The following is a 26,292-nucleotide window of genomic DNA, read 5'->3' on the forward strand; positions in this document are numbered from 1 at the left end:
CGTGAACGAGGCAGAGATTCTTGAGCGCATCCGCGCCATCTTCAAAGAGAACTTCGCGATCGAGCCGGAGCGCGTGACGCCAGACGCGCATCTCTTCGAGGACCTCGATCTCGACAGTATCGACGCCGTCGACCTCGCGATCAAACTGCAGGAAATGACCGGCCGCCGCATCAAGCCGGAAGAATTCAAGTCGGTGCGCACGGTCGGCGATGTGATCGGTGCGGTCGAATCGCTGCTGGCGGCACAAGGCTGATGCCATCCGTGCGCTCGCGAATGCAAGCGGCGGCGAGCCGGCCCGCTGAGGCTTCGCCCGGCACTGAGCGCCACTGGGCCAAAACGGTGGTGCAGGTTCTGTTGAAACTCGCGTATCCCGCGTTGATTCTGTGTGCCTGGCGCTGGGACACGCCGCGCTATGTCGGCTGCATGCTGTTTGCGATTCTGTGGCTGCAACGCTGGGCCGGCAGCGGTCCAGTCGCGACCTCGCTGCGCCGGCTCTCCACGATCGACTGGACCGTGGTCGGCTTGCTGAGCTGCGCCTCGGCGGCCATCGTGTTCACCAACAGCGAACTGCTGCTGCGCCTCTATCCTTCGCTCGTCAATCTGGGTCTGCTGATCGCGTTCGGTGCGACGCTCGTGCGCGGGCCGTCGATGATCGAAAAATTCGCGCGGCTGGGCAATCCGGATCTGCCGCCGGGCGCCGTGCGCCATACGTGGCGCGTGACCCAGGTGTGGTGCGTTTTCTTCGCGCTGAACGGCGCGTTCTCCGCTTATACGGCGCTCTATTGGAGCCGCGCAAACTGGTCGCTCTATAACGGCGCGATCGCTTATGGGTTGATCGGCGTGCTGCTGGTAGCCGAGGTCATCTGGCGTTATCTGGTGGTGCTGCCGCGAGCCGCGCGTTCGGAGGCGGCATGATCGCGTTGCACGACCTGTTGTCGGCGGGCCATGGGGCCGCCGTCGTGAATGCGCCGGTATGCCGCGACGGCGCGACGGTGCTCGACCGCACAGCGTTTCGCGCTCGTGTGTCGACGCTGGTCACGCTGATGCAAACGCAAGACGCGCGCCGCTATGCGTTGTGTATCGATGATCCGTTCGATTTCGCCTGCGCGCTGTTTGCGCTGTTCGCGTGCGGCAAGGAGCCGGTGATTCCGGCCAACGCGACGCCGGGCTATCTCGCCGATCTGGCCGATGTGTACGACGCCGTGCTGACCGACGCCGACCTGCCACTTGGCGTGCGAGACGTCGACGCCACACGCACGCCGGGCACCTCACAGACGATCGATCCGCAAGCTCCGTTGACGCTCTACACCTCCGGCAGCAGCGGCGCTCCCAAACCGATCCGCAAGACCCTCGCGCAATTCAACGCCGAGGTGCACACGCTCGAAAAGCAGTGGGGCGTTCTGGTCGGCGATGCGACGATGCTCGCGAGCGTGCCGCATCATCACATCTACGGTTTGCTGTTTCGCGTGTTGTGGCCGCTTGCAGCGGGCCGCGCATTCGACCGTGCGATCAGCATCGAGCCTTTGCATCTGCAAACACAGATCGAGCAATGCGGCGCGACGGTGGTTGTCTCGACGCCCGCGCAATTGTCGCGTTGGCCTGCGCTGCCCGGCTTCGCCGCGTTGACGCCGGCGCCGCGCGCATTCTTTTCTTCGGGCGGCCCGCTCGCCCTGGAAGCCGCGCAGGAATACGCCGCGGCTTATGGCGCTGCGCCGCTCGAAATCTACGGCAGTACGGAAACCGGTGGCATCGCGTGGCGTCGTCAGGACCAAACCGATGCCTGGCAGCCGGTCGTCGGCATTGAAGTGCGCCGCGACGAAGACGGCGCGCTGAATGTCCGCTCGCCGCATCTGGATCACACCGGCTGGCATCGCACGGACGACAAGATCGCGTTCGACGCCGATGGCCGCTTCCGCCTGCAAGGCCGCCTCGATCGCGTGCTCAAGCTGGATGGCAAGCGCGTGTCGTTGCCGGAGCTCGAAGCGCGTCTCGCGCTGCATCCGTATGTTGCGCAAGCGGCGATCGTGCCGCTGGAAGGCGCCTCGCGCGAGCGCGTCGGCGCCGTCGTGGCGCTGACGGAAGCCGGCTGCGAGGCATTGCGCGGCGATGGCCGCGTGCAACTCGCGCGCACCCTGCGCCGACATCTCGCTGCCTATTTCGATGTGGTGGTGCTGCCGCGTCATTGGCGTTTCCGCCTCACGTTGCCGTTCGACGCGCGCGGCAAGCTGCCGGTGGCCGCTGTCGCGGCGGCATTCGAACCGCGCGCGGATGGCGTGGAAGTGCTCGCCGAAGCCCGCAGCGCCGACACGTTGCACTACGAACTGCGCGTGCCGCCGACGCTCGTGCATTTCGCCGGCCACTTCCCCGGTCTGCCGATCCTGCCGGGCGTTGTCCAGGTGCACTGGGCCATGCATCTGGCCGCTGAACACGTGCCCGCCGTGCGAGCACTGGCATCGGTCGATCGCCTCAAGTTCATGGCGCCGGTGCCACCGGGCGCGGTGCTGAATCTCACGCTCGCACACGACGCCGCGCGTGGCCGCGTGCAGTTCGCGTACCGGCTGAGCGGGCGTGAATGCGCGTCCGGTGTGATCGTGTATCGGGAGCCCGCATGATGCGCTTCGCTCCTTGCATCGTCATTCCGATTTATAACCACAAGGACGCGATCGGCGCGACCGTTGCCCATCTCGCGGTGCACGGCTTGCCGATCTTTGTCGTCGACGACGGCAGCGATGAAGCGACCCAGTTGGTGCTCGCTTCGCTCGCGCAACAGTACGCGGAGCAGCTTACGCTCCTACGTTTGCCGGTCAACGGCGGCAAAGGCGCGGCGGTGATGGCGGGACTACGTGCCGCACGCACCGCGGAGTACACGCACGCTCTGCAGATCGATGCCGACGGCCAGCACGACGCGACGGACGTGCCACGTTTCATCGACGCGGCGCTTGCCGAACCGGGCGCGGTGATCCTCGGCCGCCCGGTCTACGACGAGAGCGTGCCGAAATCGCGCCTCTACGGCCGTTATCTGACACACGTGTGGGTGTGGATCGAAACGCTCTCGCTGACGATCCGCGATTCGATGTGCGGCTTCCGTCTGTATCCGCTTGCGCTTGCTTGCGAGCTGATCGACAGCGTGCAACTGCCGACGCGCATGGACTTCGACATCGAAATTCTCGTGCGTCTGCACTGGCGGCGCGCCGCGTTCCGTTCGATTCCGACGCGCGTCATCTATGCAAGCGACGGCGTCTCGCATTTCGACGTGCTGTGGGACAACGTGCGCATCAGCCGCAGCCACACGCGCCTCGTGTTCGGCATGCTGTGGCGTCTGCCGATGCTGCTCGCGCACAAAGTGATGCCACGCCGTTCGGCTATTGCAAGTGAGGCGGTCAAGCAGGGCGATCAGAACGAACCCGGCCAGCACGCTGAACAAAACGAACAAAGCCCCCAGGACTGGTGGCGAATCGCCGAACGCGGCAGCCATCTGGGCATGTCCTTGCTCGCCCTCAGTTGCAAGTTATTCGGCCGCCGTTTCACCGCGCTCTGGCTGCATCCGATCGTCGCGTATTTTCTGCTGACGGGTCGTGCCGCACGCGAGGCGTCGAGCAACTACTTCACGCGTCTCGGTGCGGCCGCACCGCACGGCGATACGCCGCGCCCGGGTTGGCTGTCCGCCTATCGCCACATGCTGGCGTTCGCGCAATCGGGTTTCGATAAGCTCGCGGCGTGGTCCGGTCGTGTCAACAACGCCGACGTCAAATTCGAAGACCCATCGGCATTCGAAGCCTTGGTGGCGAGCGGCAAAGGCGCGCTCGTGATCGGCGCACATCTCGGCAATCTGGAAATGACCCGCGCGCTCGCCGCGCAGGGCGCCTACGCGAAAGTCACCGCCGTGGTCTACACCGAACACGCGCGGCGTTTCAATAGCGTGCTGGCGTCGGCGAATAGCCAGTTCGCGCGGCATCTGCTCGAAGTCAGCGACTTCGGTCCCGAGACTGCGATGATGATGCAGGAGCGCGTCGATGCGGGCGAGCTGCTGGTGATCGTCGGCGACCGCGTGCCGGCCCACGAAGCGGGTCGCACGACCGAAGCGCAATTTCTCGGCTCGACTGCGCCGTTCGCGCAAGGCCCCTACGTGCTCGCACATGCGTTGGGCTGCCCTGTCTATCTGTTCTTCTGCCTGAAAGAGCGCGACGGTTATCGTTTGTATTTCGAACCGTTCGCCGAGCGCATCGAGTTGCCGCGCCGCGAACGCGCGCAGCATCTTGCCGCGTGGGCGCAGCGGTACGCGGCGCGCCTCGAACACTATTGCCGCAAGGCACCTTATCAATGGTTCAATTTCTTCGATTTCTGGGCCAGCCCCAAGCGAGGCACACATGGCCGAACATGATCTGATCGAGGCGCAGAGCGCTAGCGCAAGTGAGAACACCCGCGCGAACGCGGCAGCGGTAACGATCGGCGGCCGCAAGCTGACGATCGAAGAAGTCGTTGCGATCGCTCACCATCGCGCACCGGTTGCGTTGAGCGCCGATCCGGCGTGGCGTGCGCGCATCCAGCGCGGCGCGGATTTTCTGCGCCGGCATCTGGCGTCGGGCGCGACCGTGTACGGCGTCAACACCGGCTATGGCGACGCGTGCGTGGTCGACGTGCCGATGGAACTCGTCGAAGCGTTGCCGTTGCAGTTGACGCGTTACCACGGCTGCGGCATGGGCCAGTATCTCGACGACGCACAAACGCTCGCGGTGATCGCCGCGCGACTCAACTCGCTGGCCTATGGTTTCTCCGGCGTGCGCCCCGTGTTGCTTGAACGCCTTGCCGATCTGATCAATCATCGCGTGTTGCCGCGCATTCCGTCGGAAGGCTCGGTCGGCGCAAGCGGTGACCTGACGCCGCTCTCGTATGTAGCCGCCGCGCTCGCCGGCGAACGCGATGTGATGTTCGAAGACAGTCTGCGCAACGTGCGCGAAGTCTGGGCCGAACTGGGTCACGAGCCACTGACGCTCGCGCCGAAAGAAGGCCTTGCGCTGATGAACGGCACCGCGGTGATGACGGGCCTCGCCTGTCTCGCGTTCGCGCGCGCCGATCATCTGACGCGCCTCACCGCACGTCTCACCGCGCTCTCTACCGTGGCACTCGACGGCCGCGCCGCGCACTTCGACGCAATGCTGTTCGAAGTGAAGCCGCATGCAGGCCAGGCCGAAGCCGCGGCGTGGATTCGCGACGATCTGAGTGGGCGCGACGATACGCCGGGGCATCGTCTGCAGGACCGCTATTCGATTCGCTGCGCGCCACATGTAATCGGCGTCGCGCGCGATGCCTTGTCATGGGTGCGCCGCGATGTCGAGAACGAACTGAACAGCGCGAACGACAACCCGCTGATCGATCCCGACAACGGGCGCGTGCTGCACGGCGGCAACTTCTACGGCGGCCATATCGCGTTCGCGATGGACTCGCTGAAAGTCGCGGTCGCCAATCTCGCCGATCTGATGGACCGGCAGCTCGCGCTGCTGGTCGACGTGAATTTCAACAACGGTTTGCCGCGCAACCTGTCGGGTGCTGCGCCCGCGCGCGCAGCGATCAATCACGGTTTCAAGGCGGTGCAGATTTCGTCGTCCGCATGGACGGCCGAAGCGTTGAAGAACACGATGCCCGCCAGCGTGTTCTCGCGTTCGACAGAAGCGCACAATCAGGACAAGGTCAGCATGGGCACGATCGCCGCGCGCGACTGTTTGCGTGTGCTGGAGTTGACCGAACAGGTCGCCGCCGCGCATACGCTGGCGACGGTGCAAGCCGCGCGCCTGCGCTTGAAGATCGACAGCGCCACGCCTGTTCCCGCGCCGCTGCAAGCGTTCATCGATAGCGTGACGGCGCAGTCGCCGTTCGTCGACGAAGATCGCGCGCTGGAAAGCGACCTGCGCGCGCTGACTGCGCGCATCGCCGCCTGCGAGCTGTTGGACGACTATCGCGGAGGTCCGAACGCATGAGCGGCTCCCCTAAAGTGCTGACAGCCAGCGCGATGGTCGAAGTGCCGTTTCACGACGTCGACGCGATGAACGTGTGCTGGCATGGCCACTATCTGAAGTACTTCGAGATCGGCCGCGCGGCGCTCCTGCGTACGTTCGATTACGACTACCGCGAGATGCAGGCTTCGGGTTACCTATGGCCGATCGTCGAAGCACATCTGAAGTATGTGCGCCCGGCTACTTACGGGCAGGCGCTCGAAGTGCGCACGCAACTGCTCGAACACGAAAACCGCCTGAAAATAGGCTATGAAATTGTCGACTGCGCATCCGGTACGCGATTGACGAAGGGCTACACGATCCAGGTCGCGGTCGATGCCGCGACGCAGGAATTGCAGTTCGTGTCGCCGCCCGTCGTATTCGAAAAGCTGGAGCGCGTATGGGGACGATGAGCTTGCGCGGTGTGGCAGCGGGGGCGTTGCTCACGCTAGGCACCCTAAGCGTATCGAGCCTGGCAGCATGGCCGCTGGTGGCGTCTGCGGCTGAAGCCGCGCAGTCCGCCGGCAACCCCGCGCTCGTCTCGCAGATCGCCTCCCACCTCGCCCAGGCCAAGGGCGTTCGCGCGCAATTCACGCAAACGCAAACGCTCGCCGCGATGAAGCAGCCGCTCGTCAGCACGGGTTCGCTGCTGTTCTTCCGCGATCGTGGTGTGATCTGGCAGATCGACACGCCTTACAAAGCCACCTACGTGATCACCGACGCGGGCGTCGCCGAAGTCGACGCCAACGGCCAGCGTGTGACCGCTCACAGTGCCCAGGGCACACGCGGCGTCGCGCAGGTTTCGAAGATGATGCGCGCGATGCTGGGCGGCGATCTGTCGGCGCTCTATTCGCAATTCGACGTGCAGGCCGAAGGCAGCGCCGCGCAGTGGCGCATGCAGCTCACGCCGAACCAGCCGCAGATTGCGCAGTCGATCAAAGGTTTGCAAATGAACGGCGGCGACTATCTGCAGAGCTTGCGCATCACGCTCGCGAACGGCGACATCACGAAGCTCGACTTTGCGAAAAGCGCTGCGGTGAGCGAACCAACGCCGGCTGAGCGTAGCCTTCTCGGAGCGCCGTAATGCAGGTGCTGCAACAGCGGTCCGCGAAACAGGCGTGGGGCATGCGCGCCGCGTGGCTGCTGCTCGCGCTCGCCGCAGCGCTGTATTGCGGCTGGCGTTTTGCGGGACCCTCACCGCTGCAGACCAATCTGTTGGCGTTGCTGCCTGCCACGGAAGCGGATCCGATCGCCGAAAAGGCGGTCGATACGCTGGCGAGTGCGCTGGGCGACCGCACGGTTTTCCTGGTCACCAGCAACGATGACGCGCACGCCAAAACGGCTGCGAAACAACTCGGCGCATCGTTGCAGAAGAGCGGGGCGTTCGGCTCGGTGACGGCGGAGCTGCCGCCGTTCGATCTGTCGCAGATCGCCGCGCTGTATATGCCGTATCGGTTCGGTTTGCTGGCGCCCGCTGACCGCGCGGCACTCGCGCAGAGCAATGCTGCAAGCCCCACGCTGCACGACGCACTTGCACAACGCATCTACAGCCCATTGCACGGAGGCCTGACCACGCCGCTCGCCGACGATCCGTTCGGTTGGCTCGAACACTGGCTCGGCGGTTTGCCGCTCGCCACGTCGAATCTCGAACTCGAAGACAACATGCTGGTGTCGCATCGCGGCAGCGCGACCAGCGTGCTGATCGTCGCCACGCTGCCGGGCTCCGCCTACGAATCGAAAACGCAGCACGCCGTGCTCGCCGCGCTTGCGCAGGGTGAAAGCAGCCTGAAGCAGGCGTTCCCTGACGTGTCGGTGGCGAGAACCGGTGCGGTGTTCTACGCGGAGTCGGCACGTAGCGCATCGGAACATGAGGTGCATCTGATCGGCGTCGCGTCGCTGTGCGGGATTGCGTTGCTGATGATGTGGGTGTTCCGCTCGCCGCGTCTGTTGCTGCTCGGTTTCGTTTCGACGGCGCTCGGCATTGTCTGTGCTCTCGCGGTGACGATGCTGGTGTTCGGTCAGTTGCATCTGTTGACGCTGGTGTTCGGCGCGAGCCTGATCGGCGAAGCGGTCGATTATTCGATTCAGTATTTCGTGGTCTATCTCGGCGCGGAGCGCGATTGGGATTCGCGCCGTGGCGCGCGTGCCGTGCGCCCGGCCTTGACGGTCGCGCTTGCCACCAGCCTGCTTGGCTACGCGATCCTCACGTGGGTGCCGTTCCCGGCGCTCAAGCAGATAGCATGCTTCGCGATTGCGGGCATTGTGACGGCGTATGCCTCCGTGCTGTGGCTGTTGCCCGCGTTGCTCACGCGCCCGCCGAAGCGCGGCCCGCGGCACCTGTTCGCTGGTGCGGCGCGTCTGCTGACGGTCTGGCATCGCACGATCGGCGGCGAGCGCGCGTGGTTTGTCGCGGCGCTATTGCTGATCGTGGCGATTCCCGGCTGGTTGCGTCTGACGAGCGACGACGATATCCATCTGCTGATCCAGCGTGATCCTTCGCTGGTCGCGCAGGAAGACAAGGTGCGCGCGGCGGTGGGTGTCGATAACAGCGCGCAGTTTTTTGTCGTGCGCGGCGAGACGCCGGAAATCGTTATGCAACGCGTCGAAGCGCTGGGTACGAAGCTCGACGGGTTGAACGGCACCGCGAACAAGGTGGGCAGCTATCAGTCGGTGGCGCAATTCGTGCCGTCCGTGAAGCAGCAAAACGCAGACCGTGCATTGCTTGCGCAGCACGTATTCAACAATCCCGCGGCGTTGCGTGCCACGCTGCTGCAGGCGGGCTTTAAAGACGAAGTCGCCGATGCCTGGCTCGCCGCGTATGCGAAACCGCAGCCGCTGCTTACGGTCGAGACGTGGCTCGCCGCACCGTGGTCGCAGCCCTACAGGCATTTGTGGCTGGGTGAAGTCGATTCGGCTACCAAAGCGTATGCAGCGGTCGTGATTCCGCAGGGCGTGACGCCGCAGAACGAACCTGCGCTGATCGCCACCGCGCAGGCGCTGCCCGGCGTCGTATTCGTCGACAAGGCGGCGAGCGTCTCGAAGCTGTTCGGCGCGTATCGCGTGGATAGCGGGTGGTGGCTCGGCGGTGCGCTCGCGCTCGTACTCGTCCTGCTGATGCTGCGCTACCGCGCGCGCGGTGGCATTGCCGTGACGCTGCCGGTGCTGCTCGCGGTCGTCGTCACGCTTGCGGTGTTCGGTTACGCTCACGTGCCGCTCAATCTGTTCAACTGGCTCGCGCTGATGCTGGTGCTCGGCGTTGGCGCAAACTATGCGGTGTTTCTGCGCGAAGGCTGCTTGCGCGCGGACGCCGATCTCGGCGCGGTGTGGACCGGTGTGCTGCTGTCGTCGGCCACCACGCTGTTGTCGTTCGGCATGCTCGGCATGAGTGCGATGCCCGCGCTGAAGAGTTTCGGCGCCACGCTCGCGCTCGGCATCCTCGTATCGGTGCTGCTCGCGCCGATCGGCATGCCATCGGAATCAAGGAGGGCCGCATGAAGGCGCCATCAGTTTATTTGCACGCGCTCGGCATGATCAATGCGCTCGGCGGCGACCTCGATGCAATCGTCCCGGCGCTTGTCGCCGGTCACGCACCCGGTATGGCGCACGTACATACGGGCATCGGCGAAGCGTTCGTCGGCAGCGTGCTCGCGCCGCTCGATCTGGCACCGCCCGCCGGGCTCGCACGCTACGATTGCCGCAATAACCGCTTGCTGCTGGCGGCGCTGACGCAGATCGCGCCCGCGGTCGACGCGGCGCGCGAGCGTTACGGCGCGCAGCGGATCGGCGTGGTGCTCGGCACCAGCACGTCGGGTATCGAAGCGGCCGAAGCCGCATTCGTCTATCAGGCACAAGCGGGCAAGCTGCCCGCAAACTTCAATTACCGGCAGATGGAGATCGGCACCGCCGCGCCGTTTGCCGCCGCCGCGCTCGGCGTGCAGGGCCCGGCCTTCACGATCTCGACCGCTTGCACCTCGAGCGCGAAGGCCTTTGCGTCGGCGCGCCGTTTGCTGCAATTACGACTGTGCGACGCGGTGGTGGTGGGCGGTGTCGATTCGCTGTGCGAGTTGACGGTGCAGGGTTTCGCCTCGCTCGAATCGACCAGCGGCGTACGCACCAATCCGATGAGCCGCAATCGCAGCGGGATCAACGTCGGCGAAGGCGCAGCCGTGTTTCTGATGAGCCGCGAAGAAGCGGCGGTGCGGCTCGCGGGTGTCGGTGAATCGAGCGATGCACATCATATTTCCTCGCCGGACCCCCAGGGTGTGGGCGGCGAACTCGCGTTGCAGGCGGCGTTGGCCGATGCGGGCGTCGCATCGTCGGCCATCGGCTATGTGAATCTGCATGCCACCGCCACACGCAAGAACGACGAGATGGAAGCGAAGCTGATGGCGCGTGTCTTCCCCAACGGCGTGGCAACAAGCGGCACGAAGCCGCTGACGGGTCACCAGCTCGGCGCGGCAGGCGTGACCGAACTCGCCTTCGCATGGCTGACGCTGGCGGGCGCGAATGGCTCGCAACCCGTGCCGCTGCCGCGCCATCTGTGGGACGGCGAGGCGGATCCGGCGTTGCCGACGTTGGACCTGGTCGAAACGGAACGCTTTTTGCCGCAAGGCGCGGGACCGCAGTACGTGATGAGCAATTCGTTTGCGTTCGGCGGCAGCAATGTCAGCCTGATTCTTGGACGGTGACGCGCACGATGACCCAGACGCCCTCCATTCAGGATCTCATCCGGCAACCGATCGAAACGATCATCCCGCATCGCGGCACCATGCTGCTGATCGATGCCGTGAGTACGTTCAGCGAAGAGGCACTGAGCGCCCGCGCGACCGTCCATGCTGACGCCTGGTATGCCGACGCAGACGGTGCGATGCCCGCGTGGATCGGTATCGAGCTGATGGCGCAGACCATCGCCGCGCACGTCGCGCTGCTGGCCATGCGCGGCGGTGGACAGGCGCGCCCCGGTGTGCTGCTCGGCTCGCGTAGCTATCGCGCGTTGCAACCGTCGTTTGCTAGCGGCGCCCAGTTGCTGGTTCACGCAACAGAATTACTGCGCAGCGAAGAGGGCCACGGCGCCTACGAATGCACGATCCACCATGGCGACGTGTGTTGCGCCGAGGCGGTCATCAAGGTCTTTCAGCCGCGCGATTTTCAGTCATTCATCGAAGGGAGTTTCAGTTCATGAGCCGGCGTGTTCTCGTTACCGGCGCAAGCCGCGGCATCGGCCGCGCGATTGCGTACAAGTTGGCCGCCGACGGTTTCGCGGTGTCGGTGCATTGCCGCACGGGCCGCACCGAAGCCGAAGCCGTGGCAACGGGCATCGCCGCGCAAGGCGGCACCGCGCGCGTGCTGCAATTCGATGTGCGCGATCGCGCCGCGTGCCGCGAAGTGCTCGAAGTAGATGTCGTGGCGCACGGCGCGTATTACGGCATCGTCTGCAGCGCGGGCGTGACGCGCGACGCCGCGTTCCCCGCGCTCACCGAAGAAGACTGGGACATCGTGATCGAAACCGGTCTCGACTCGTTCTACAACGTCGTCCATCCGCTGACCATGCCGATGGTGCGGGCGAAGAAGGGTGGCCGCATCGTCACGATCGCGTCGGTCTCCGGCGTGATGGGTAATCGCGGCCAAGTCAACTACAGCGCGGCGAAGGCTGGGCTGATCGGCGCGTCCAAAGCGCTCGCCGTCGAACTGGCGACGCGCAACATCACCGTCAATTGCGTCGCGCCGGGTTTGATCGATACTGGCATGCTCGACGACATGCCGCTCGAACAGGCATTGAAGACGGTGCCGATGAACCGCGTCGGCCAGCCTGCCGAAGTGGCGTCCGTGGTTAGCTTCCTGATGTCGGATGCGGCTTCGTATGTCACGCGTCAGGTGATCGGCGTCAATGGTGGGATGGTGTGATGAAGCGCGTCGTCATTACCGGCATGGGGGGCGTCACGGCGTTCGGTGACGACTGGAACGCAATCGAAGCGCGCCTGAAGAGCGGCGTGAACGCGGTGCGCCGCATGCCCGAGTGGGATTACTTCGAGTCGCTGCACACGCGGCTCGCGTGCCCGTTGCCGGGCTTCACGGTGCCCGCGCACTATCCGCGCAAGAAAACCCGCTCGATGGGGCCGGTGTCGATGTACTCGGTGCGCGCGAGCGAACTGGCGCTCGCCGATGCGGGCCTCGCCGACGACACCAGCATCAAGGATGGCCGCATGGGCGTCGCCTATGGCTCGTCGTCGGGCTCGGTGCAGCCGATTCGCGCATTCGGCACGATGCTCGAAACCGGCTCGATGAGCGATGTCACGTCGAACAGCTACGTGCAGATGATGCCGCACACCACGGCGGTGAACGTCAGCCTGTTCTGGGATCTGAAAGGGCGGATCATTCCGACCTCGTGCGCATGCGCATCGGGCAGCCAGGCGATCGGCTACGCGTATGAAGCGATCCAGAGCGGCAAGCAGACGCTGATGCTGGCTGGCGGCGCGGAAGAAATGTCGGGCCCGGCGGTCGCCGTATTCGACACGCTGTATGCAACCAGTACGCGTAACGACGAGCCGCATCTCACGCCACGTCCGTTCGATGCAGCGCGCGACGGTCTTGTGGTCGGCGAGGGCGCGGCGACGCTGGTGCTCGAAGAATACGAACACGCGGTGGCGCGCGGCGCGCGGATTCATGCGGAGATCGTTGGCTTCGGCTGCAATTCGGACGGCGCGCATATGACCCAGCCGACCGCCGAAACCATGGCGCTGGCCATGCAGCTCGCTTTGAAAGATGCGCAACTGCCACCCGAGGCGATCGCCTATGTGAACGCGCACGGCACCTCCACGGACCGCGGTGACATTGCCGAAAGCCATGCAACCGCGCAGACCTTCGGCGCGCGCATGCCGATCAGCTCGCTCAAGAGCTATGTCGGCCATACGCTTGGTGCATGCGGTGCGCTGGAAGCGTGGTGGACCATCGAGATGATGAAGCGCAACTGGTATGCGCCAACCTTGAATCTGGAGAACGTCGATCCGGCCTGCGCGCCGCTCGATTACATCGTCGGCACGGGTCGTGAGATCGACGCCGAACATGTGATGAGCAACAACTTTGCATTCGGCGGCATCAACACGTCGCTGATTTTCAGGCGCGTTCGATGAGCGTGCCGCTGCAACGCGTGGTCGTCACCGGCATGGGGATCGTGTCGTGCCTCGGCAATACGCTCGACGACGTGTCCGCCGCGCTGCGCGCGGGCCGCTCACGCATCGAGCGGATCGACGCGTGGCGTGAGCGCGGCTTCGGCTCGCAGGTGGCGGGCGTCGCCTCGGTCGCGCAGGAGCCGCCGTTCGATCGCAAGCTCGAACGCTTCATGGGCGACACCGCGCGCTTTGCGTGCCACGCGGCGAAGAAAGCGATCGACGATGCCGGGCTCGACCTCGCCGCCTTGCGCTTGCCGCACGCCGGCACGGTGATCGGCTCGGGCGTCGGCACGATGTCGAGTTACGACGTGTCCATGTCGATTGCGAATACCCGCGGCGTCGATAAAGTGCCGCCGTATACGGTTCCGCATGCGATGAGCAGCACCGCGTCGGCCAACGTCGCGCAGGTGTTCGGTCTCGAGGGCGTGAGCTATTCGCCATCGTCGGCGTGCACGACGTCGGCGCTCGCGATCGGCCAGGCGATGCAGTTGATCCAGACCGGCCGCCAGCAAATCGTGCTGGCCGGTGGCAGCGAGTCCTTGCACGACAACATGACGCTGATGTTCGACGCGATGGGCGCACTGTCGCGCAACTTCAACGACACGCCGCAGCATGCTTCGCGTCCTTACGACACGGCGCGCGACGGCTTCGTGATCGCCTCGGGCGGCGGCGTGCTGGTGCTCGAATCGCTCGATCATGCGTTGGCGCGTGGAGCCCGCATTTACGCCGAGCTGACCGGTTTCGGCGACTGCACCGACCGCGCGGGCATGGTCACGCCGCATGCGGCAGGCATCGCACGTGCGATGCGTGGCGCGTTGGGCGAAGCGGGCAAGCGCCCGGATTACGTCAACACGCATGCACCGTCGACGCCGCTCGGCGACGTCGAGGAATTGCGCGCATTAGTTGGCGTATTTGGCGCCGACGTCCCCTCGTTCTCGTCGACCAAAGGCATGACCGGACATCCGCTCGGCGCATGCGGTGCGCACGAGGCGATCTACACCTTGCTGATGATGCGCGACGGTTTCATTGCGGGGACAACGGGCATCGAGACGCCGGAGCCGGGCGTCGACGGCATGCCGCTCGTGCGCACGACGCGCGACGCTCGCATCGGTTCGGCGATGTCGATTTCATTCGGGTTCGGCGGCAGTTGCGCAAGCCTGATGTTTGAAGGGTGGCAGGGCGGTTGAACCGGCCGCGATTTTAAAAAACGAGGGCAATAAAAATGAAAAAAGTTTTTGTGCTGGGTGCGTTGGCGGCGGTGGTGCTGACGCAAGCGGGATGCGCCACAGATGTTAAATCGGTACCGCTCGCGGCGGCCGGCGGTCAGTCACGCGGGGGCGTGCCGGTGTATTTCGGTCAGCAGAGCCACCCGGCGGTGACGGAGAGGCTTGGCGACGTGTCCTACTCGGTGCGGATCGCGCGCAAGGTGGCAAGTCCCGACGATGCATGTCATGAGGCGCTTGCCGAAGCCGTGCAGAAGCTGCGCGCGGCAGCTCGCGAACGCAACGCCAACGCCGTGATCGACGTATCGACACGTTTTCATAGCACCCAGAGCAACTCGTCGACCGACTTCACCTGCGGCGTGAGCCCGAGCGCGGCGGCCATCGCCGTGAGCGGCCAGCTCGTCGTACTGGAAGCGAACTAGGTCGAATCGAATATAGAACTCACAAGACCAACAAAAACCACTCAGGAGTCTCGATGAAACGCAATCTGCTGTTTGCAGCACTGTTCGCTTCGCTCGCCACGCTGAGCGCCACTCAGGCCTTTGCCCGCGACACGGTTGATAACTATCCGGTTGCGCCGGCGCTGCAGAGCGAACCGGGCAAGGTCAGTGACGACATCGCGTTGTATTTCGCGGGTCAGCGGCATCCGGCCGCGGTCAAAACGATGGGCGAATTCGCGACCAACAAGAAGACCAACGCCTTCGGCAAGAGCGACCTGGAAGCGTGCCAGCACGTGTTCCTTTCGGCGGTGATCGAGTTGCAGGACCGCGCGCGTAAGGAAGGCGGCAATGCCGTGATCAACATCAAGAGCAACTACAAGAACGAAGTGCGTGAGAGTGCGACGGAGTTCACGTGCGGCGCGGGCGCGGTAATTGCTGGTGTGGCGCTGAAGGGCGATGTGGTGACACTGCGCGGCAAATGATCACCGAAGTGGTGTTGAGCGTGCAAACAAGCACGCAAATTGGCACACAAACAGGCAAGTCGTGATGCTTACCAGTGCGGTGGCATGCCGCCGCACTGGTGAAATTCAATTCGCCTTGACTGCCGCGACATTGACCAGCGTTTCACGGCGCTTGCCAGGTTGCGGATGGTACAGGCCGAGGCGCTCGAGAAGGCCGAAGTCTTTCGCGCGGCTCCACCAGAGATAGGGCAGCGAGACGTTGCGCTGCTCGAAGCGGAAACCGCCGCGGCGGATCATGTCGAGATAGCCATCCGCGCTTTTTTGCACGTGCATGGGATGACGGAACAGCAGTCGGATCACCCAAGATTTGATGTACGCGTCGGTGGATTCGGCGAACAGCAGGATGCCGCCCGGTTTGAGCACGCGGCGGAATTCGGCGAGTGCGCGGTCCTGCTCGACGAGATGGTGGAAGGTTTGATGACAGAACACGATATCGGCGCTGGCATCGGGCAGCGGCAATTGCGCGCAGTCGCCGTGCAGTACGTCGATGTCGGCGAGCTTGTCGCGGCACGCGCGCGCTGCATTGGCGGCAAGCGCGAGCGACGGTTCGTGGAAATCGACGCCGACAAGGCGGCGCGGCTTGAACGCGTCGGCAAGCAGGTGAAATGAAATGCCTTGCCCGCAGCCGACGTCGACGATCACCGGCGCGGCAGGCAAGGGCGCGTCGATCAGGCGTTTGAGGTCGTTGATCGCGACCCGCAGGACGTGATGTTCCCACGTGTAGGTGCGCAGGAACCAGATTCCGAAGGCCGTTTCCGGCACGAAAGACACGCTGGATGTTTCGGATGGCGACACGCTGGGCTCCGACGAAATTTGTTCTTGCTGTGAAGCGTAATTGTAACGAAAAGTAAGGATGCAGCGTAATGCTGTTCAGTGCAAGCAAACGATTGAGGCAACCTTGAGTACACATTCGTCAAAGCGCATAACCGTCGACGTAGCGATCATCGGTGCGGGTCCGGCAGGCGCAGTCGCGGCGGCGCTCCTGCGCCGGGCAGGCCGTTCGGCGCTGGTGCTGGAGCGCCAGCATTTTCCGCGCTTCTCGATCGGCGAAAGTCTGCTGCCGCAAAGCATGGCCTACCTCGAAGAGGCGGGCATGCTGCAGGCGGTGGTCGAAGCCGGTTTCCAGTACAAGAACGGCGCGCATTTCATTCACCGCGGCCAGTCGTCGGCGTTCGACTTCCGCGACAAGCATTCGCCGGGGTGGGGTACCACGTACCAGGTCGAGCGCGCGGTGTTCGACGATATTCTGATTCGCTGCGCGGCCCAGCAGGGCGCCGACGTGCGCTTCGGTCACACGGTGCGCGCGATGCAAACCGGGGAGAATGGCAACAAGCCGGTACTCGACGTGATCGACGAAGCGGAAAACGCGTATGAAGTGGAGGCGCACTTCGTGTTCGACGCGAGTGGCTTCGGCCGCGTGCTGCCACGCTTGCTGAATCTCGAAGCGCCTACGCGCATGCCGACACGTGCCGCGATCTTTACGCACGTACGCGATGGCATTCCGGTCGGCGTGACCGATCGCAACAAGATCTGCGTGGCGACGCACCCGGAGCGCCGCGACGTGTGGTTCTGGATGATTCCGCTGGCGGGCGGCCGTTCGTCGGTGGGTTGCGTGGCGGAGGCCAGTTTCCTCGATGTGCCGGAAGCCGAGCGCGACGCGAAACTGCGGGCGTTGATCCAGCAGGAGCCGACACTCGGGCCGTTGATCGGCAATGCGCCGTTCCTGATGCCGGTGCGTCATATCGGCGGTTACGCGGCGAACGTCGAGCGTCTACATGGACCCGGCTATGCGTTGCTCGGCAATGCGGGCGAATTTCTCGATCCGGTGTTCTCGTCCGGCGTAACGATCGCGTTGCGTTCCGCGCATCTCGCGGTGCAGACGTTGAACCGGCAACTGAATGGCGAGCAGCTCGACTGGTCGGCTGCTTACGACGTGCCGTTGCGTAAGGGGATCGATACCTTCCGCGCGTTTGTCGAACGCTGGTACACGGGCGAACTGCAGGACATCATTTTCTATCCGGACCAGACGCCGTCGATCCGCCGCATGATCAGCGCGGTATTGGCGGGTTATGCGTGGGATGAGTCGAATCCATATGTCGCCGATCCGGTGCGGCGTTTGAATGCGTTGCACGACGTGTGCACCCACGCTTGAGCATTGATCGTTGATCGGGCCGCACGGTACCGGCAAATGAAAACGGCGCTTCCTCAAGGAAGCGCCGTTTTTTATTCAAAGGCCTGATTCAATTCACACGTCGGCTTACGAATCCAATCAGGCCGCGATCTTCGCCGCGCGCGGCGCATGCTGACGCACGTCGTCGCGACGATGCACGCGCTTGCCCGCGGCATACGTTTCATAAATCGCGCGGTCGTCGCCGAGTAGCGCGAACGCGAACAGCAGTTCTTCGAGCGACTCGGTGCGTGCGGTACGGCGCGCGAGCAGCGGCGTGGCTTGCGGATCGAGCACGACGAAATCGGCTTCCGACTTTGGCTTCAGGGTGCCGACCTTGTCGGCCAGATCGAGCGCTTCAGCGGCACCCGCGGTGGCGAGATAGAACATCCGCGTGGCCGTCAGATGATGACCCGTCAGACGCGCGACCTTATGCGCTTCGTTCATCGTTTGCAGCATCGAGAACGAGGTGCCGCCGCCAACGTCCGTCGCCAGCGCGATCGGCATGCCGGCTTCATCGGCCTTGTCAAAGTCGAACAGGCCGCTGCCGAGGAACAGGTTCGAGGTCGGGCAATGCGAGGCGACCGTGCCGGTTTGCGCCATGCGCTTGCGGTCTTCCTCGTCGAGGTAGATGCAATGGCCGTACACCGCGCGGCGGCGCAGCAGGCCGTAGTGATCGTAGATGTCCAGATAGCTGCGGTGGCCTGGGAACAGATCGGCGACCCATTTCACTTCGTCGGTATTCTCGGCGACGTGGCTCTGGATGAAGATGTCCGGATGCTTGCCGGCCAGAACGCCACACGCTTCGAGTTGTGCTTCGGTCGAAGTCGGCGCGAAACGCGGCGTGAGCGCGTACATCTGGCGGCCACGGTTGTGCCAGCGGCCGATCAGCTCGGCGCTGTCGTCGTAACCCGATTGCGCGGTGTCGCGCAGAAACTCGGGGCAGTTGCGGTCCATCAGCACCTTGCCGGCTACCATGCGCAGATTGCGCGCTTCGCTTTCGGTGAAGAGGGCGTCGGCCGATTCCTTGTGGACCGTGCAATACACGAGCGCGGTGGTCGTGCCGCAAGCCAGCAGTTCTTCGACGAAGAAGCTCGCCGTATCGCGCGCATACGCCGGATCGGTGAAACGGCGCTCCGTCGGGAACGTGTACGTGTCGAGCCACGGCAGGAGACCCGGCGCCGGCGACGCGATCATGTCGGTCTGCGGGTAATGGATGTGCGTATCGATGAAACCCGGCACGATCAGCTTGTCGCGCATTTCCTGCACATGGGTGCCCGGCGCGAGTTGCGACGCGAGCGCTGCATACGCGCCCGCCGCGACAACATGGCCGTCTTCGACGATCAGCAAACCGTCCTCGTTGAAGACCGCCGCGTTGGGCGATCGCGCAGGGTCGCCGTTGAAGGTCAGCAGTTGTGCGCGGAACGCTGATTGTGTCGGTTGAGTCATGGAAAAACCGTCTCCGTATTTGTGAGGAGCTAAACAGCGCAGACGGCGGCTTGATTCTGGGTGTGAAACGAACCCGTGCCGCCGCCGGCTGCCATTCATTGGCCCGTCAGTGCGGGCCGCCTGGGTGCCAGTGCGCGTCGAGCTTCGCGATCAGTTCGCTGCGTTGCTCGGGCGTGACGAACGACGCTTCGAAGCTGTTGCGGATGATCGTGTAGACCTCGGCATCGTTGAGCTTCAACGCGTCGATCGTGGCGAAATAGTTGGCGTTCACGTAACCGCCGAAATAAGCCGGATCGTCGGAATTCACCGTGACGGCGACGCCGCGATCGAGCAGGTCCTTCAGCGTGTGCTTGGTCATGTCGTCGAACACGCAGAGCTTGAGGTTCGACAACGGACACACGGTCAGCGCGACGCGCGAATCGGCGAGGCGCGTGACCAGCGCCGGATCTTCGATACTGCGCACGCCGTGGTCGACGCGGTCCACTTTGAGCAGATCGAGCGCTTCGTAGATATACGACGGCGGACCTTCTTCGCCCGCATGCGCGACCAGTTTCAGACCGAGCGCGCGTGCCTTGGCGAAGACGCGTTCAAACTTCGAAGGCGGATGGCCGCGTTCGGACGAATCGAGACCCACGCCGATCAGGCGATGCTTGTACTGCTCGAACAGCGGCAGCGCTTCTTCGAACGTGGCGAGCGCGTCTTCTTCCGATAGGTGGCGCAGGAAACACAGAATCAGCTTGCTCGTCATGCCGCGCTTTTCCGCATCGGCCAACGCGCGATCAATGCCGGCGACGACGGTCGCGATCGGCACGCCACGTTCCGTATGCGTCTGCGGATCGAAGAAGATTTCGCTGTGGATCACGTTATCGGCGAGGCAGCGTTCGACATACGCCGTCGTCATGTCGTAGAAGTCCTGCTCGTGCAGCAGCACGCTCGCGCCGGCGTAGTAGATGTCGAGGAACGATTGCAAATCGGTGAACGCATACGCGGCGCGCAGCCCTTCGATTGACTCGTACGCGAGCTTCACGCCGTTGCGTTCGGCGAGCGCGAAGATCAGCTCGGGTTCGAGCGAGCCTTCAATATGGATGTGCAACTCGGCCTTCGGGGCGCGAGCGGCTTTCTCAATGAGTGCCGTGGGGGTAGCGGTTGTTGTATTCATGGTCGGTCAGCATTTAGTTTGGAGTCGGTTCGCGCCGGATGCGGGATGCAGGACAGGATGCAATCGCTGTGAGGCGGCAGGTCGATTGTGCGGCAAATCAGACCGTCTGCGCTGCGTGCGCGCCCGCATTCGCCTCCACTGCCTGCAACACTTGAGCCGCCGCGGAGATCGCAATGATCTCCGGCGACTTGTCGACGATACCGTCGACGCCGAGCGGGCACTTCATCCGTGCAATCTGCGAAGGATCGATGCCACGCGCGGCCAGCCGATGTTCGAACTGCTTGCGCTTGCTGTGCGAGCCGATCATGCCGAAGAACGCGAAATCGCCACGCCGCAGAATGCGCTCGGCCAACTCGAGATCGAGCGCATGGTTGTGCGTCATCACGATGAAGTACGTGTGCGGCGCAGCCTGATCGATGGCTTCGTCGGGTGCATCGTTCGGATCGATCGTTACGTTCGGCGCATGCAGCGTTTCCACGGGCGGAAACTGCGCGTCGCGCTCGTCGACCCAGCGCACGGTGCAAGGCAGCGTGGCCAGCACGCGAACGAGCGCCGCGCCCACGTGACCGGCGCCGAACAGCACGACCTGGAAGTCGCCTGGCGCGATGGTCTCGGTGAGCAGCGCGCCGCTGTCGTCGAAGCCGGCGCCGTCCCACAGCAGGCAGTCGGAGGCATCGACACCCGGCTCGGGGTCGGACAGCATCACCGCATCCGGTGCGGGGCCGAATGATACGCTACGCACCGTCGAAAGGCCCGCGGCCACGCGTTTCGCGAGGGAGGTGATCCAGCCGAGGTCGCCGATGTCGAGGCGCTCGAAGGCGAGAATCACGGCGCCGCCGCAGCACTGACCGAGACTGGGGCCAAGCGCGAAACGTTCGAGGCGGCGCATATGCGGCGAGCGCATGCCGTCGCGCAGCACCTGGCGCGCGGTCTCGATGGCTTTCCATTCGAGGTGTCCGCCGCCGATCGTGTGCTTGGCCGAATCGCGCGTGACGATCATCTTGGTGCCGGCTTCGCGGGGCGCCGAACCTTCGACGCGTGCGACCGTCACCAGCACGGCGGCGTCGCCGTGCGCGAGCAGTTGTTGCAGGTCAGGTAGCCAGGCTTGCATCCGGCGGTTCTCCATACGTGGCCGCACGGGGTGTCCGTGCGGTCGGTTGAGTGTGGCGCAACGCGTTCGTGTCGCGTCGGGCCCAGGTTTTAAGTTGCTTAACGTCGTTCAACGCTTCATCAAATTGCTAAACCGGCGTGGTGGCGGTTGTGGTTGTGACTCCCACCGTCGCTTCCGTTGCTTGTTCCGTTGGCTGTCCTGTTGCGGGTTCCGTCGCCGTCGCGGGCGATTGCAAAGCATCCAGCGCGTCGAGAATCGCTTCGGGCGTCGCCGGTGCACGAAGCTGCGGCGCGTTTTCCGCACCCGGCACCGCGGCCGCAACCGCGTCGCGAATCGCGAGAAACACCGAGAACGGCAGCAGCAGTGGCGGCTCGCCTACTGCCTTCGAATGGAACACGGTCGGCTCGACGTTCTGATTCTGATAAAGCCGCACATTGAACGCCGCGGGCGTATCGCTGACGGCAGGAATCTTGTACGTCGACGGCGCGTGCGTCATCAGGCGGCCATCGCGGTTCCACCACAATTCCTCGGTGGTGAGCCAGCCCATGCCCTGGATGAAGCCGCCTTCCACCTGGCCGAGATCGATCGCCGGATTGATCGATTGGCCGGCGTCGTGCAACACGTCCGCGCGCACCAGTTTCCATTCGCCGGTCAGCGTGTCGATCACCACTTCCGACACGGCCGCACCGTACGCAAAGTAATAAAACGGGTGACCGGTCAGCGTTTTCGCGTCCCAGTGCACTTTCGGCGTCGTGTAGAACCCGTCCGACCACAATTGCACGCGCGCCAGATACGCGGCGGCGACCAGTTGCTCGAATGGCATGGCGCCGCCGTTCACCGACACTTCACCGCCGGCGAATTCCACTGCGTCGGCGCTGCCGCCGAGTTGCTTCGCCGCGAGTGTGGCGAGCCTGTCACGAATGGTCCGCGCAGCGGCTTCGGCGGCTTTGCCGTTCAGGTCGCTGCCCGTTGAGGCGGCGGTCGCCGAGGTGTTGGCGATCTTCGACGTATCGGTCGCCGTCACGCGCACGCGGGAAAGCGGCAGGCCAAGCTGGTTCGCGACGACTTGCGCGACTTTCGTGTTCAGCCCCTGGCCCATTTCGGTGCCGCCGTGATTGACGAGTACGGAACCGTCCTTGTACACGTGCACCAGCGCGCCGGCCTGATTCAGAAACGGCACGTTGAACGAGATGCCGAACTTCACCGGCGAGAACGCGAGGCCGCGTTTGAGCACCGGACTTTTCGCATTGAACGCGGCGATCGCTTCACGGCGCGCGCGGTAGTCGCTGGTTTCGAGCAACTCATCCGTTAGCGGCGCGATGATGTTGTCGTCGACGCGTTGTCCATACGGCGTCGTGTCGCGTTCGCCGATGCCGTAGTAGTTGGCGAGCCGCACGTCGAGCGGATCGCAGTGCAATTGACGTGCGATGCTGTCGAGCATCACTTCCATCACCAGTGCGCCTTGCGGGCCGCCGAAGCCGCGGAATGCGGTGTTCGATTGCGTATTCGTCTTGCAGCACAGCGCGACGATGTCGACGTCGGACAGGTAGTACGCGTTGTCGAAGTGACAGACGGCACGGGTCGCGACCGCACCGGACAAGTCAGCGGAATAGCCGGCTCTCAAGGCGATTTCGACGCGCGCGCCGAGAATGCGGCCGCTATCGTCAAAGCCTGCTTCGTACTCGTAGACCGCGTCGTGGCGCTTGCCGGTGATCATGAAATCGTCGTCGCGGTCGGCGCGCAGTTTGACCGGCCGGCGCAGCAGTTTTGCCGCTAGCGATGCCACGCACGCGAACACCGCCGATTGCGATTCCTTGCCGCCGAATCCGCCGCCCATCCGCCGGCATTCGCACACGACGTTGTGCGCCGGCCAGCCGAGCATATGCGCGACGACCTGCTGCATTTCGCTCGGATGCTGCGTCGAACTGTAGACGAGCATGCCGTCCATTTCCTTCGGCACGGCGTAGGCGATCTGGCCTTCGAGATAAAACTGTTCCTGGCCGCCGACTTCGAATGTGCCGCGGATTTTATGCGGCGCGGCGGCGATTTTCGCATCGGGTTCGCCGCGCCTCAGATGCAGCGGCGGCAGGACGAATTGCTTATTGGCTTTCGCTTCGGCGGGAGTGAGGACGACCTCGAGCGGTTCATATCGCACGACGTCGTCGCTTTTGGCCAGCGCTGCGGCGCGCCGCGCGAGCTCATGACTCTCGGCGATCACCGCGAACACCGGTTGGCCGAGATACAGCACTTCGTCTACAGCGAGAATCGGATCGTCGTGCAGCACAGGTCCGCAATTGTTCTCGCCAGGGATGTCTTCGGCGGTCAGCACGGCGATCACGCCAGGCGCTTTTCTGACAGCGTCCAGATCGAGCGACACGATCCGCGCGTGCGCATGCCGCGACAGCCCAAGCGCTGCGTGCAGCGTGCCTTGCAATTCGGGGACGTCGTCGGTGTAGGTGGCTTCGCCGCTCACATGCAGCGCAGCCGATTCATGCGGCAAGGAGATGCCGATCGCCGTATCGCTCTCCTGAATGGCGGCGTGCTTTTCAGCCTGGTGCGCAGCATGTTCGACGAAAGCATCGGTCCGGTTCATCACGACGACTCCTTCGCAACGGCCGCGTCGGGCGCGCCGGTTTCGTACGCGAACGCATTCACGTCGAAGAGGGCGAGCGGCGCGTCATCGCGCGTTTCGAGGTGGAAGCGCCACAACACATTGCGCGCCACCTTCAGTCGATAGGCGCTCGAGGCGCGCATGTCAGTGAGCGGCTGGTAATCGGCGACGAGTGCGTTCATCGCTTGCCGCGCGGTGCTTTCGTTCCATGTTGCGCCAATCAGCGCGGCCTCGGTTTGCGCGGCGCGTTTGGGCGTCGCGGCCATGCCGCCGAACGCGATGCGGGCGTCCCTGATCGCGCAGTTTTCGCCGATGTGCAGCGCAAATGCGGCGCACACCGCGGAGATGTCCTGATCGTAACGCTTTGACACTTTGTACGTGCGGAAGCGCAGATCGCGGGCCGGACGCGGCACGCGCAGCGCCGCAACGAATTCGCCTGCCGCGAGGGCGGTTTTCTGATAGCCGAGGTAGAACGCATCGAGTTTCAGCGCGCGGGTTTTGGCGCCGTGGCGCAACACGACTTCGGCGTCGAGCGCGAGCAGCGCAGGCATCGAATCACCGATTGGCGAGCCGTTCGCGACGTTGCCGCCGAGTGTGCCGGCATTGCGGATCGGCAGCGACGCAAAGCGCGTCCACAGTTCGGCCAGTTCGGGGTAATCGGCGGCGAGCGCCGCGTAGGCGTCTTCGAGCGTGACAGCGGCGCCGATCGTCAGCGTCTGCGCATCGCGCTCGATCGTCTTCAATTCGGCGACGTTGCCGATGTACAGGATGTCGCCGAGATCGCGGAACTGCTTGGTGACCCAGAGGCCGACGTCGGTGCTGCCTGCCAGCAGGCGCGCTTGTGGATGCTCGGCGCGCAGTTTGGCGAACGCGTCGAGCGAGACCGGTGCATGGAACGTGGGCGAGCCGAACGCAGTGCCGCGCGTATCGGGCGCGCTGTACTCGAAGGTGTCGCGGCGTTGGATCTCACGCAGCTTGTCGGCGACCGCTTTGCGGTCCAGCGTCACGCGTGGGTATTGCGGGTAGTCGAACATCTTCTGCGACGCGTCGACGATCGGCCGGTAGCCGGTACAGCGGCACAGATTGCCGGACAGCGCGGCGTTGATCTCATCGCGGGTGGGCAGGCCGGCGGCGGCCGGCTGGTTTTCATACAGCGCCCACATCGACATCACGAAGCCGGGGGTGCAGAAACCGCACTGCGAGCCGTGGCAATCGACCATGGCCTGTTGGACGGGGTGCAGGGCGCCGTCGGCGGCGCGCAGGTCTTCGACGGTGAAAAGGGCTTTGCCGTCCAGCGTCGGCAGGAACTGAATACAGGCGTTGACCGCTTTCAGCGCGAGCCCGCCTTGTGCATCCAGTTCGCCGATGACCACCGTGCAGGCGCCGCAGTCGCCTTCCGCGCAGCCTTCCTTGGTGCCCGTGCAATGCAAATCCTCGCGCAGGTGCTGCAGCACGGTGCGCGTCGCCGGGACGCCCGCGACCTCACGGACGGACCCCTGGTGATAAAAGCGGATGGTTTGCGTTGTCATGGCGAATCCGAAAGACAGTGCGGACCGGGCGCGCGTTACGCATGGGGTCGCGCCAAAGCCGGCCTCGCGCACGTAGATCGCCATCCAGTTCCGAAGATAGCATTACCTTGTCCCGAAAAGATTTCCCAACCCGCATGAAGCTTATTCGGAAGCGGTCATGTAATTAATACGATTCGCGCCGCGGTGGGAAGTTGCTTAAAGCGTGGCGGATCGGGGAAAACGAGGCAGGATGGGGCAGCGCGGAGAATGACGGAGGCCGGGTGCTGACTCGCGGGCGGCCGGAAAGAGGGGCTGGCTGTATTTACGGGGCCGGAGCAGATGTGAAAACGCCGGCCTTCGAACCGCCCTGGCAGGCGGGGCAAAGGTCGGCGTGAGGCCGGCTATTCCGATCGGAGCGGCTGGAACAGCCGGTTCAGGCGATCCGGCGGCGATTCTTGATCAGGCTCAGCGCCAGCGGCACGAAAGCGACGACGAAAGCCACCAGCGACCAGGTGGGCAGCGACAGGCCGAGAATCGGCGGATAGGCCGTTTCGCAGAGGCCTGCCACCTTGAAGACGCCGGGCAGCCACTGCGCGGGCGGCAAGCTGTCGACCACCGGCTGCAGCGCGTCAAAGCCACAGCTGAAGCCCGGATTGGCCTGCACATACACGTGCCGCGCGGCAGTCACGATGCCGCCCAGAGCCGACAGGGCCGCCAGCACTTCCAGCAGCCGCACGCCGCGCCAGCTGTTAAAGCGTGCGCCGAGGAATGCAAAAATCGCGATCAGCAGGAAGAAATAGCGCTGGATGATGCACAGCGGGCACGGGTCTTCGTGCAAGCCGTATTGCAGATACAACGCGCCGGCGACGAGGCCGACGCAGATCAGGCCAAGCAGAACCAGCAGGGAGCGCTCGCGGCGCAGCATCGCATTGTCGTTATTCATG

Annotated in this window: 23 protein-coding genes; 16 read left to right on the forward strand and 7 right to left on the reverse strand. The window is 64.3% G+C overall.

What is annotated here, in order from left to right; all coding sequences use genetic code 11:
• Position 1 precedes the first annotated feature (1 nt).
• From BM438_RS24425 to BM438_RS24495, 15 genes are read left to right on the forward strand one after another with little or no spacing between them, the layout of a single operon-like run.
• Complete coding sequence (locus BM438_RS24425; protein WP_093639096.1) at positions 2–253, forward strand: acyl carrier protein; 252 nt, start codon at positions 2–4, stop codon at positions 251–253.
• Positions 253–915 carry a COG4648 family protein gene (locus BM438_RS24430; RefSeq protein WP_093639099.1) on the forward strand — a complete coding sequence of 221 codons (663 nt, stop codon included), beginning with the start codon at positions 253–255 and terminating at the stop codon, positions 913–915. Before BM438_RS24425 ends, BM438_RS24430 begins: the two co-directional genes overlap by 1 nt.
• Entirely contained in the window at positions 912–2,612 is a 1,701-nt protein-coding gene (locus tag BM438_RS24435) for an ApeI family dehydratase (protein ID WP_093639102.1), read from the forward strand. Before BM438_RS24430 ends, BM438_RS24435 begins: the two co-directional genes overlap by 4 nt.
• Positions 2,612–4,381: a glycosyltransferase family 2 protein gene (locus tag BM438_RS24440; protein ID WP_093639286.1), complete on the forward strand. Its 1,770-nt coding sequence runs from the start codon at positions 2,612–2,614 to the stop codon at positions 4,379–4,381. The genes BM438_RS24435 and BM438_RS24440 overlap by 1 nt, the downstream gene beginning before the upstream one ends.
• Positions 4,368–5,975: an HAL/PAL/TAL family ammonia-lyase gene (locus BM438_RS24445; protein WP_093639105.1), complete on the forward strand. Its 1,608-nt coding sequence runs from the start codon at positions 4,368–4,370 to the stop codon at positions 5,973–5,975. Before BM438_RS24440 ends, BM438_RS24445 begins: the two co-directional genes overlap by 14 nt.
• Positions 5,972–6,403, forward strand: coding sequence for an acyl-CoA thioesterase (locus BM438_RS24450; RefSeq protein ID WP_093639108.1), 432 nt, complete (start codon positions 5,972–5,974; stop codon positions 6,401–6,403). Before BM438_RS24445 ends, BM438_RS24450 begins: the two co-directional genes overlap by 4 nt.
• Positions 6,391–7,074, forward strand: coding sequence for an outer membrane lipoprotein carrier protein LolA (locus BM438_RS24455; protein ID WP_093639111.1), 684 nt, complete (start codon positions 6,391–6,393; stop codon positions 7,072–7,074). Before BM438_RS24450 ends, BM438_RS24455 begins: the two co-directional genes overlap by 13 nt.
• Positions 7,074–9,485 carry an MMPL family transporter gene (locus tag BM438_RS24460; protein ID WP_093639113.1) on the forward strand — a complete coding sequence of 804 codons (2,412 nt, stop codon included), beginning with the start codon at positions 7,074–7,076 and terminating at the stop codon, positions 9,483–9,485. The genes BM438_RS24455 and BM438_RS24460 overlap by 1 nt, the downstream gene beginning before the upstream one ends.
• A complete protein-coding gene (locus BM438_RS24465) occupies positions 9,482–10,678 on the forward strand; it encodes a beta-ketoacyl-[acyl-carrier-protein] synthase family protein (RefSeq protein WP_093639116.1) in 1,197 nt (398 codons plus the stop codon). Before BM438_RS24460 ends, BM438_RS24465 begins: the two co-directional genes overlap by 4 nt.
• An 8-nt stretch (positions 10,679–10,686) precedes the next feature.
• On the forward strand, positions 10,687–11,172 hold the full coding sequence (locus BM438_RS24470; RefSeq protein WP_093639289.1) for a hotdog family protein: 486 nt from the start codon (positions 10,687–10,689) through the stop codon (positions 11,170–11,172).
• The gene (locus BM438_RS24475; protein WP_093639119.1) at positions 11,169–11,894 is read left to right on the forward strand and encodes a 3-ketoacyl-ACP reductase FabG2; all 726 of its coding nucleotides are present in this window, start codon (positions 11,169–11,171) and stop codon (positions 11,892–11,894) included. Before BM438_RS24470 ends, BM438_RS24475 begins: the two co-directional genes overlap by 4 nt.
• Positions 11,894–13,120 carry a beta-ketoacyl-ACP synthase gene (locus BM438_RS24480; protein WP_093639122.1) on the forward strand — a complete coding sequence of 409 codons (1,227 nt, stop codon included), beginning with the start codon at positions 11,894–11,896 and terminating at the stop codon, positions 13,118–13,120. Before BM438_RS24475 ends, BM438_RS24480 begins: the two co-directional genes overlap by 1 nt.
• Entirely contained in the window at positions 13,117–14,346 is a 1,230-nt protein-coding gene (locus BM438_RS24485; RefSeq protein WP_093639125.1) for a beta-ketoacyl-[acyl-carrier-protein] synthase family protein, read from the forward strand. The genes BM438_RS24480 and BM438_RS24485 overlap by 4 nt, the downstream gene beginning before the upstream one ends.
• Positions 14,347–14,381: 35 nt before the next feature.
• The gene (locus tag BM438_RS24490; RefSeq protein WP_093639128.1) at positions 14,382–14,804 is read left to right on the forward strand and encodes a signal peptidase; all 423 of its coding nucleotides are present in this window, start codon (positions 14,382–14,384) and stop codon (positions 14,802–14,804) included.
• 53 nt (positions 14,805–14,857) lie between these two features.
• Positions 14,858–15,304 (forward strand): excinuclease ABC subunit A, encoded by a 447-nt coding sequence (locus BM438_RS24495; RefSeq protein ID WP_093639132.1) that lies wholly within the window; start codon positions 14,858–14,860, stop codon positions 15,302–15,304.
• 105 nt (positions 15,305–15,409) lie between these two features.
• Here the strand turns inward: BM438_RS24495 and BM438_RS24500 are convergent, their stop codons facing one another.
• Positions 15,410–16,138, reverse strand: a complete 729-nt coding sequence (locus tag BM438_RS24500) for a class I SAM-dependent methyltransferase (protein ID WP_093639135.1) — start codon at positions 16,136–16,138, stop codon at positions 15,410–15,412.
• A 103-nt stretch (positions 16,139–16,241) separates the two neighbouring features.
• Between BM438_RS24500 and BM438_RS24505 the strand changes: the two genes are divergently transcribed.
• Complete coding sequence (locus tag BM438_RS24505; protein ID WP_093639293.1) at positions 16,242–17,495, forward strand: NAD(P)/FAD-dependent oxidoreductase; 1,254 nt, start codon at positions 16,242–16,244, stop codon at positions 17,493–17,495.
• Positions 17,496–17,612: 117 nt separating this feature from the next.
• Here the strand turns inward: BM438_RS24505 and guaD are convergent, their stop codons facing one another.
• From guaD to BM438_RS24535, 6 genes are all read right to left on the reverse strand, one after another.
• Positions 17,613–18,959 (reverse strand): guanine deaminase, encoded by a 1,347-nt coding sequence (guaD, locus tag BM438_RS24510; RefSeq protein WP_093639138.1) that lies wholly within the window; start codon positions 18,957–18,959, stop codon positions 17,613–17,615.
• Positions 18,960–19,065: 106 nt separating this feature from the next.
• Positions 19,066–20,118 (reverse strand): adenosine deaminase, encoded by a 1,053-nt coding sequence (locus tag BM438_RS24515; protein ID WP_093639141.1) that lies wholly within the window; start codon positions 20,116–20,118, stop codon positions 19,066–19,068.
• A gap of 97 nt (positions 20,119–20,215) precedes the next feature.
• The gene (xdhC, locus tag BM438_RS24520; RefSeq protein WP_093639144.1) at positions 20,216–21,229 is read right to left on the reverse strand and encodes a xanthine dehydrogenase accessory protein XdhC; all 1,014 of its coding nucleotides are present in this window, start codon (positions 21,227–21,229) and stop codon (positions 20,216–20,218) included.
• A 127-nt stretch (positions 21,230–21,356) separates the two neighbouring features.
• A complete protein-coding gene (gene xdhB / locus BM438_RS24525; RefSeq protein WP_093639147.1) occupies positions 21,357–23,822 on the reverse strand; it encodes a xanthine dehydrogenase molybdopterin binding subunit in 2,466 nt (821 codons plus the stop codon).
• Positions 23,822–25,369, reverse strand: a complete 1,548-nt coding sequence (gene xdhA, locus BM438_RS24530; RefSeq protein WP_093639296.1) for a xanthine dehydrogenase small subunit — start codon at positions 25,367–25,369, stop codon at positions 23,822–23,824. The genes xdhB and xdhA overlap by 1 nt, the downstream gene beginning before the upstream one ends.
• Before the next feature lie 412 nt (positions 25,370–25,781).
• Complete coding sequence (locus tag BM438_RS24535) at positions 25,782–26,291, reverse strand: disulfide bond formation protein B (RefSeq protein WP_093639150.1); 510 nt, start codon at positions 26,289–26,291, stop codon at positions 25,782–25,784.
• Position 26,292: the final 1 nt, after the last annotated feature.

The sequence above is a fragment of the Paraburkholderia aspalathi genome, assembly GCF_900116445.1.
GTDB classification, from domain to species: Bacteria; Pseudomonadota; Gammaproteobacteria; order Burkholderiales; family Burkholderiaceae; genus Paraburkholderia; species Paraburkholderia aspalathi.

What these genes read in the sequence shown, in the direction of transcription:
- BM438_RS24480 (WP_093639122.1), top strand. Translation starts at nt 11,894, where the DNA reads ATGAAGCGCGTCGTCATTACCGGCATGGGGGGCGTCACGGCGTTCGGT.
- BM438_RS24460 (WP_093639113.1), top strand. Translation starts at nt 7,074, where the DNA reads ATGCAGGTGCTGCAACAGCGGTCCGCGAAACAGGCGTGGGGCATGCGC.
- guaD (WP_093639138.1), bottom strand. Translation starts at nt 18,959, where the DNA reads ATGACTCAACCGACACAATCAGCGTTCCGCGCACAACTGCTGACCTTC.
- BM438_RS24440 (WP_093639286.1), top strand. Translation starts at nt 2,612, where the DNA reads ATGCGCTTCGCTCCTTGCATCGTCATTCCGATTTATAACCACAAGGAC.
- BM438_RS24485 (WP_093639125.1), top strand. Translation starts at nt 13,117, where the DNA reads ATGAGCGTGCCGCTGCAACGCGTGGTCGTCACCGGCATGGGGATCGTG.
- BM438_RS24465 (WP_093639116.1), top strand. Translation starts at nt 9,482, where the DNA reads ATGAAGGCGCCATCAGTTTATTTGCACGCGCTCGGCATGATCAATGCG.
- BM438_RS24515 (WP_093639141.1), bottom strand. Translation starts at nt 20,118, where the DNA reads ATGAATACAACAACCGCTACCCCCACGGCACTCATTGAGAAAGCCGCT.
- BM438_RS24445 (WP_093639105.1), top strand. Translation starts at nt 4,368, where the DNA reads ATGGCCGAACATGATCTGATCGAGGCGCAGAGCGCTAGCGCAAGTGAG.
- BM438_RS24470 (WP_093639289.1), top strand. Translation starts at nt 10,687, where the DNA reads ATGACCCAGACGCCCTCCATTCAGGATCTCATCCGGCAACCGATCGAA.
- BM438_RS24475 (WP_093639119.1), top strand. Translation starts at nt 11,169, where the DNA reads ATGAGCCGGCGTGTTCTCGTTACCGGCGCAAGCCGCGGCATCGGCCGC.
- BM438_RS24495 (WP_093639132.1), top strand. Translation starts at nt 14,858, where the DNA reads ATGAAACGCAATCTGCTGTTTGCAGCACTGTTCGCTTCGCTCGCCACG.
- BM438_RS24535 (WP_093639150.1), bottom strand. Translation starts at nt 26,291, where the DNA reads ATGAATAACGACAATGCGATGCTGCGCCGCGAGCGCTCCCTGCTGGTT.
- BM438_RS24450 (WP_093639108.1), top strand. Translation starts at nt 5,972, where the DNA reads ATGAGCGGCTCCCCTAAAGTGCTGACAGCCAGCGCGATGGTCGAAGTG.
- BM438_RS24430 (WP_093639099.1), top strand. Translation starts at nt 253, where the DNA reads ATGCCATCCGTGCGCTCGCGAATGCAAGCGGCGGCGAGCCGGCCCGCT.
- BM438_RS24490 (WP_093639128.1), top strand. Translation starts at nt 14,382, where the DNA reads ATGAAAAAAGTTTTTGTGCTGGGTGCGTTGGCGGCGGTGGTGCTGACG.
- xdhB (WP_093639147.1), bottom strand. Translation starts at nt 23,822, where the DNA reads ATGAACCGGACCGATGCTTTCGTCGAACATGCTGCGCACCAGGCTGAA.
- xdhA (WP_093639296.1), bottom strand. Translation starts at nt 25,369, where the DNA reads ATGACAACGCAAACCATCCGCTTTTATCACCAGGGGTCCGTCCGTGAG.
- BM438_RS24455 (WP_093639111.1), top strand. Translation starts at nt 6,391, where the DNA reads ATGGGGACGATGAGCTTGCGCGGTGTGGCAGCGGGGGCGTTGCTCACG.
- xdhC (WP_093639144.1), bottom strand. Translation starts at nt 21,229, where the DNA reads ATGCAAGCCTGGCTACCTGACCTGCAACAACTGCTCGCGCACGGCGAC.
- BM438_RS24435 (WP_093639102.1), top strand. Translation starts at nt 912, where the DNA reads ATGATCGCGTTGCACGACCTGTTGTCGGCGGGCCATGGGGCCGCCGTC.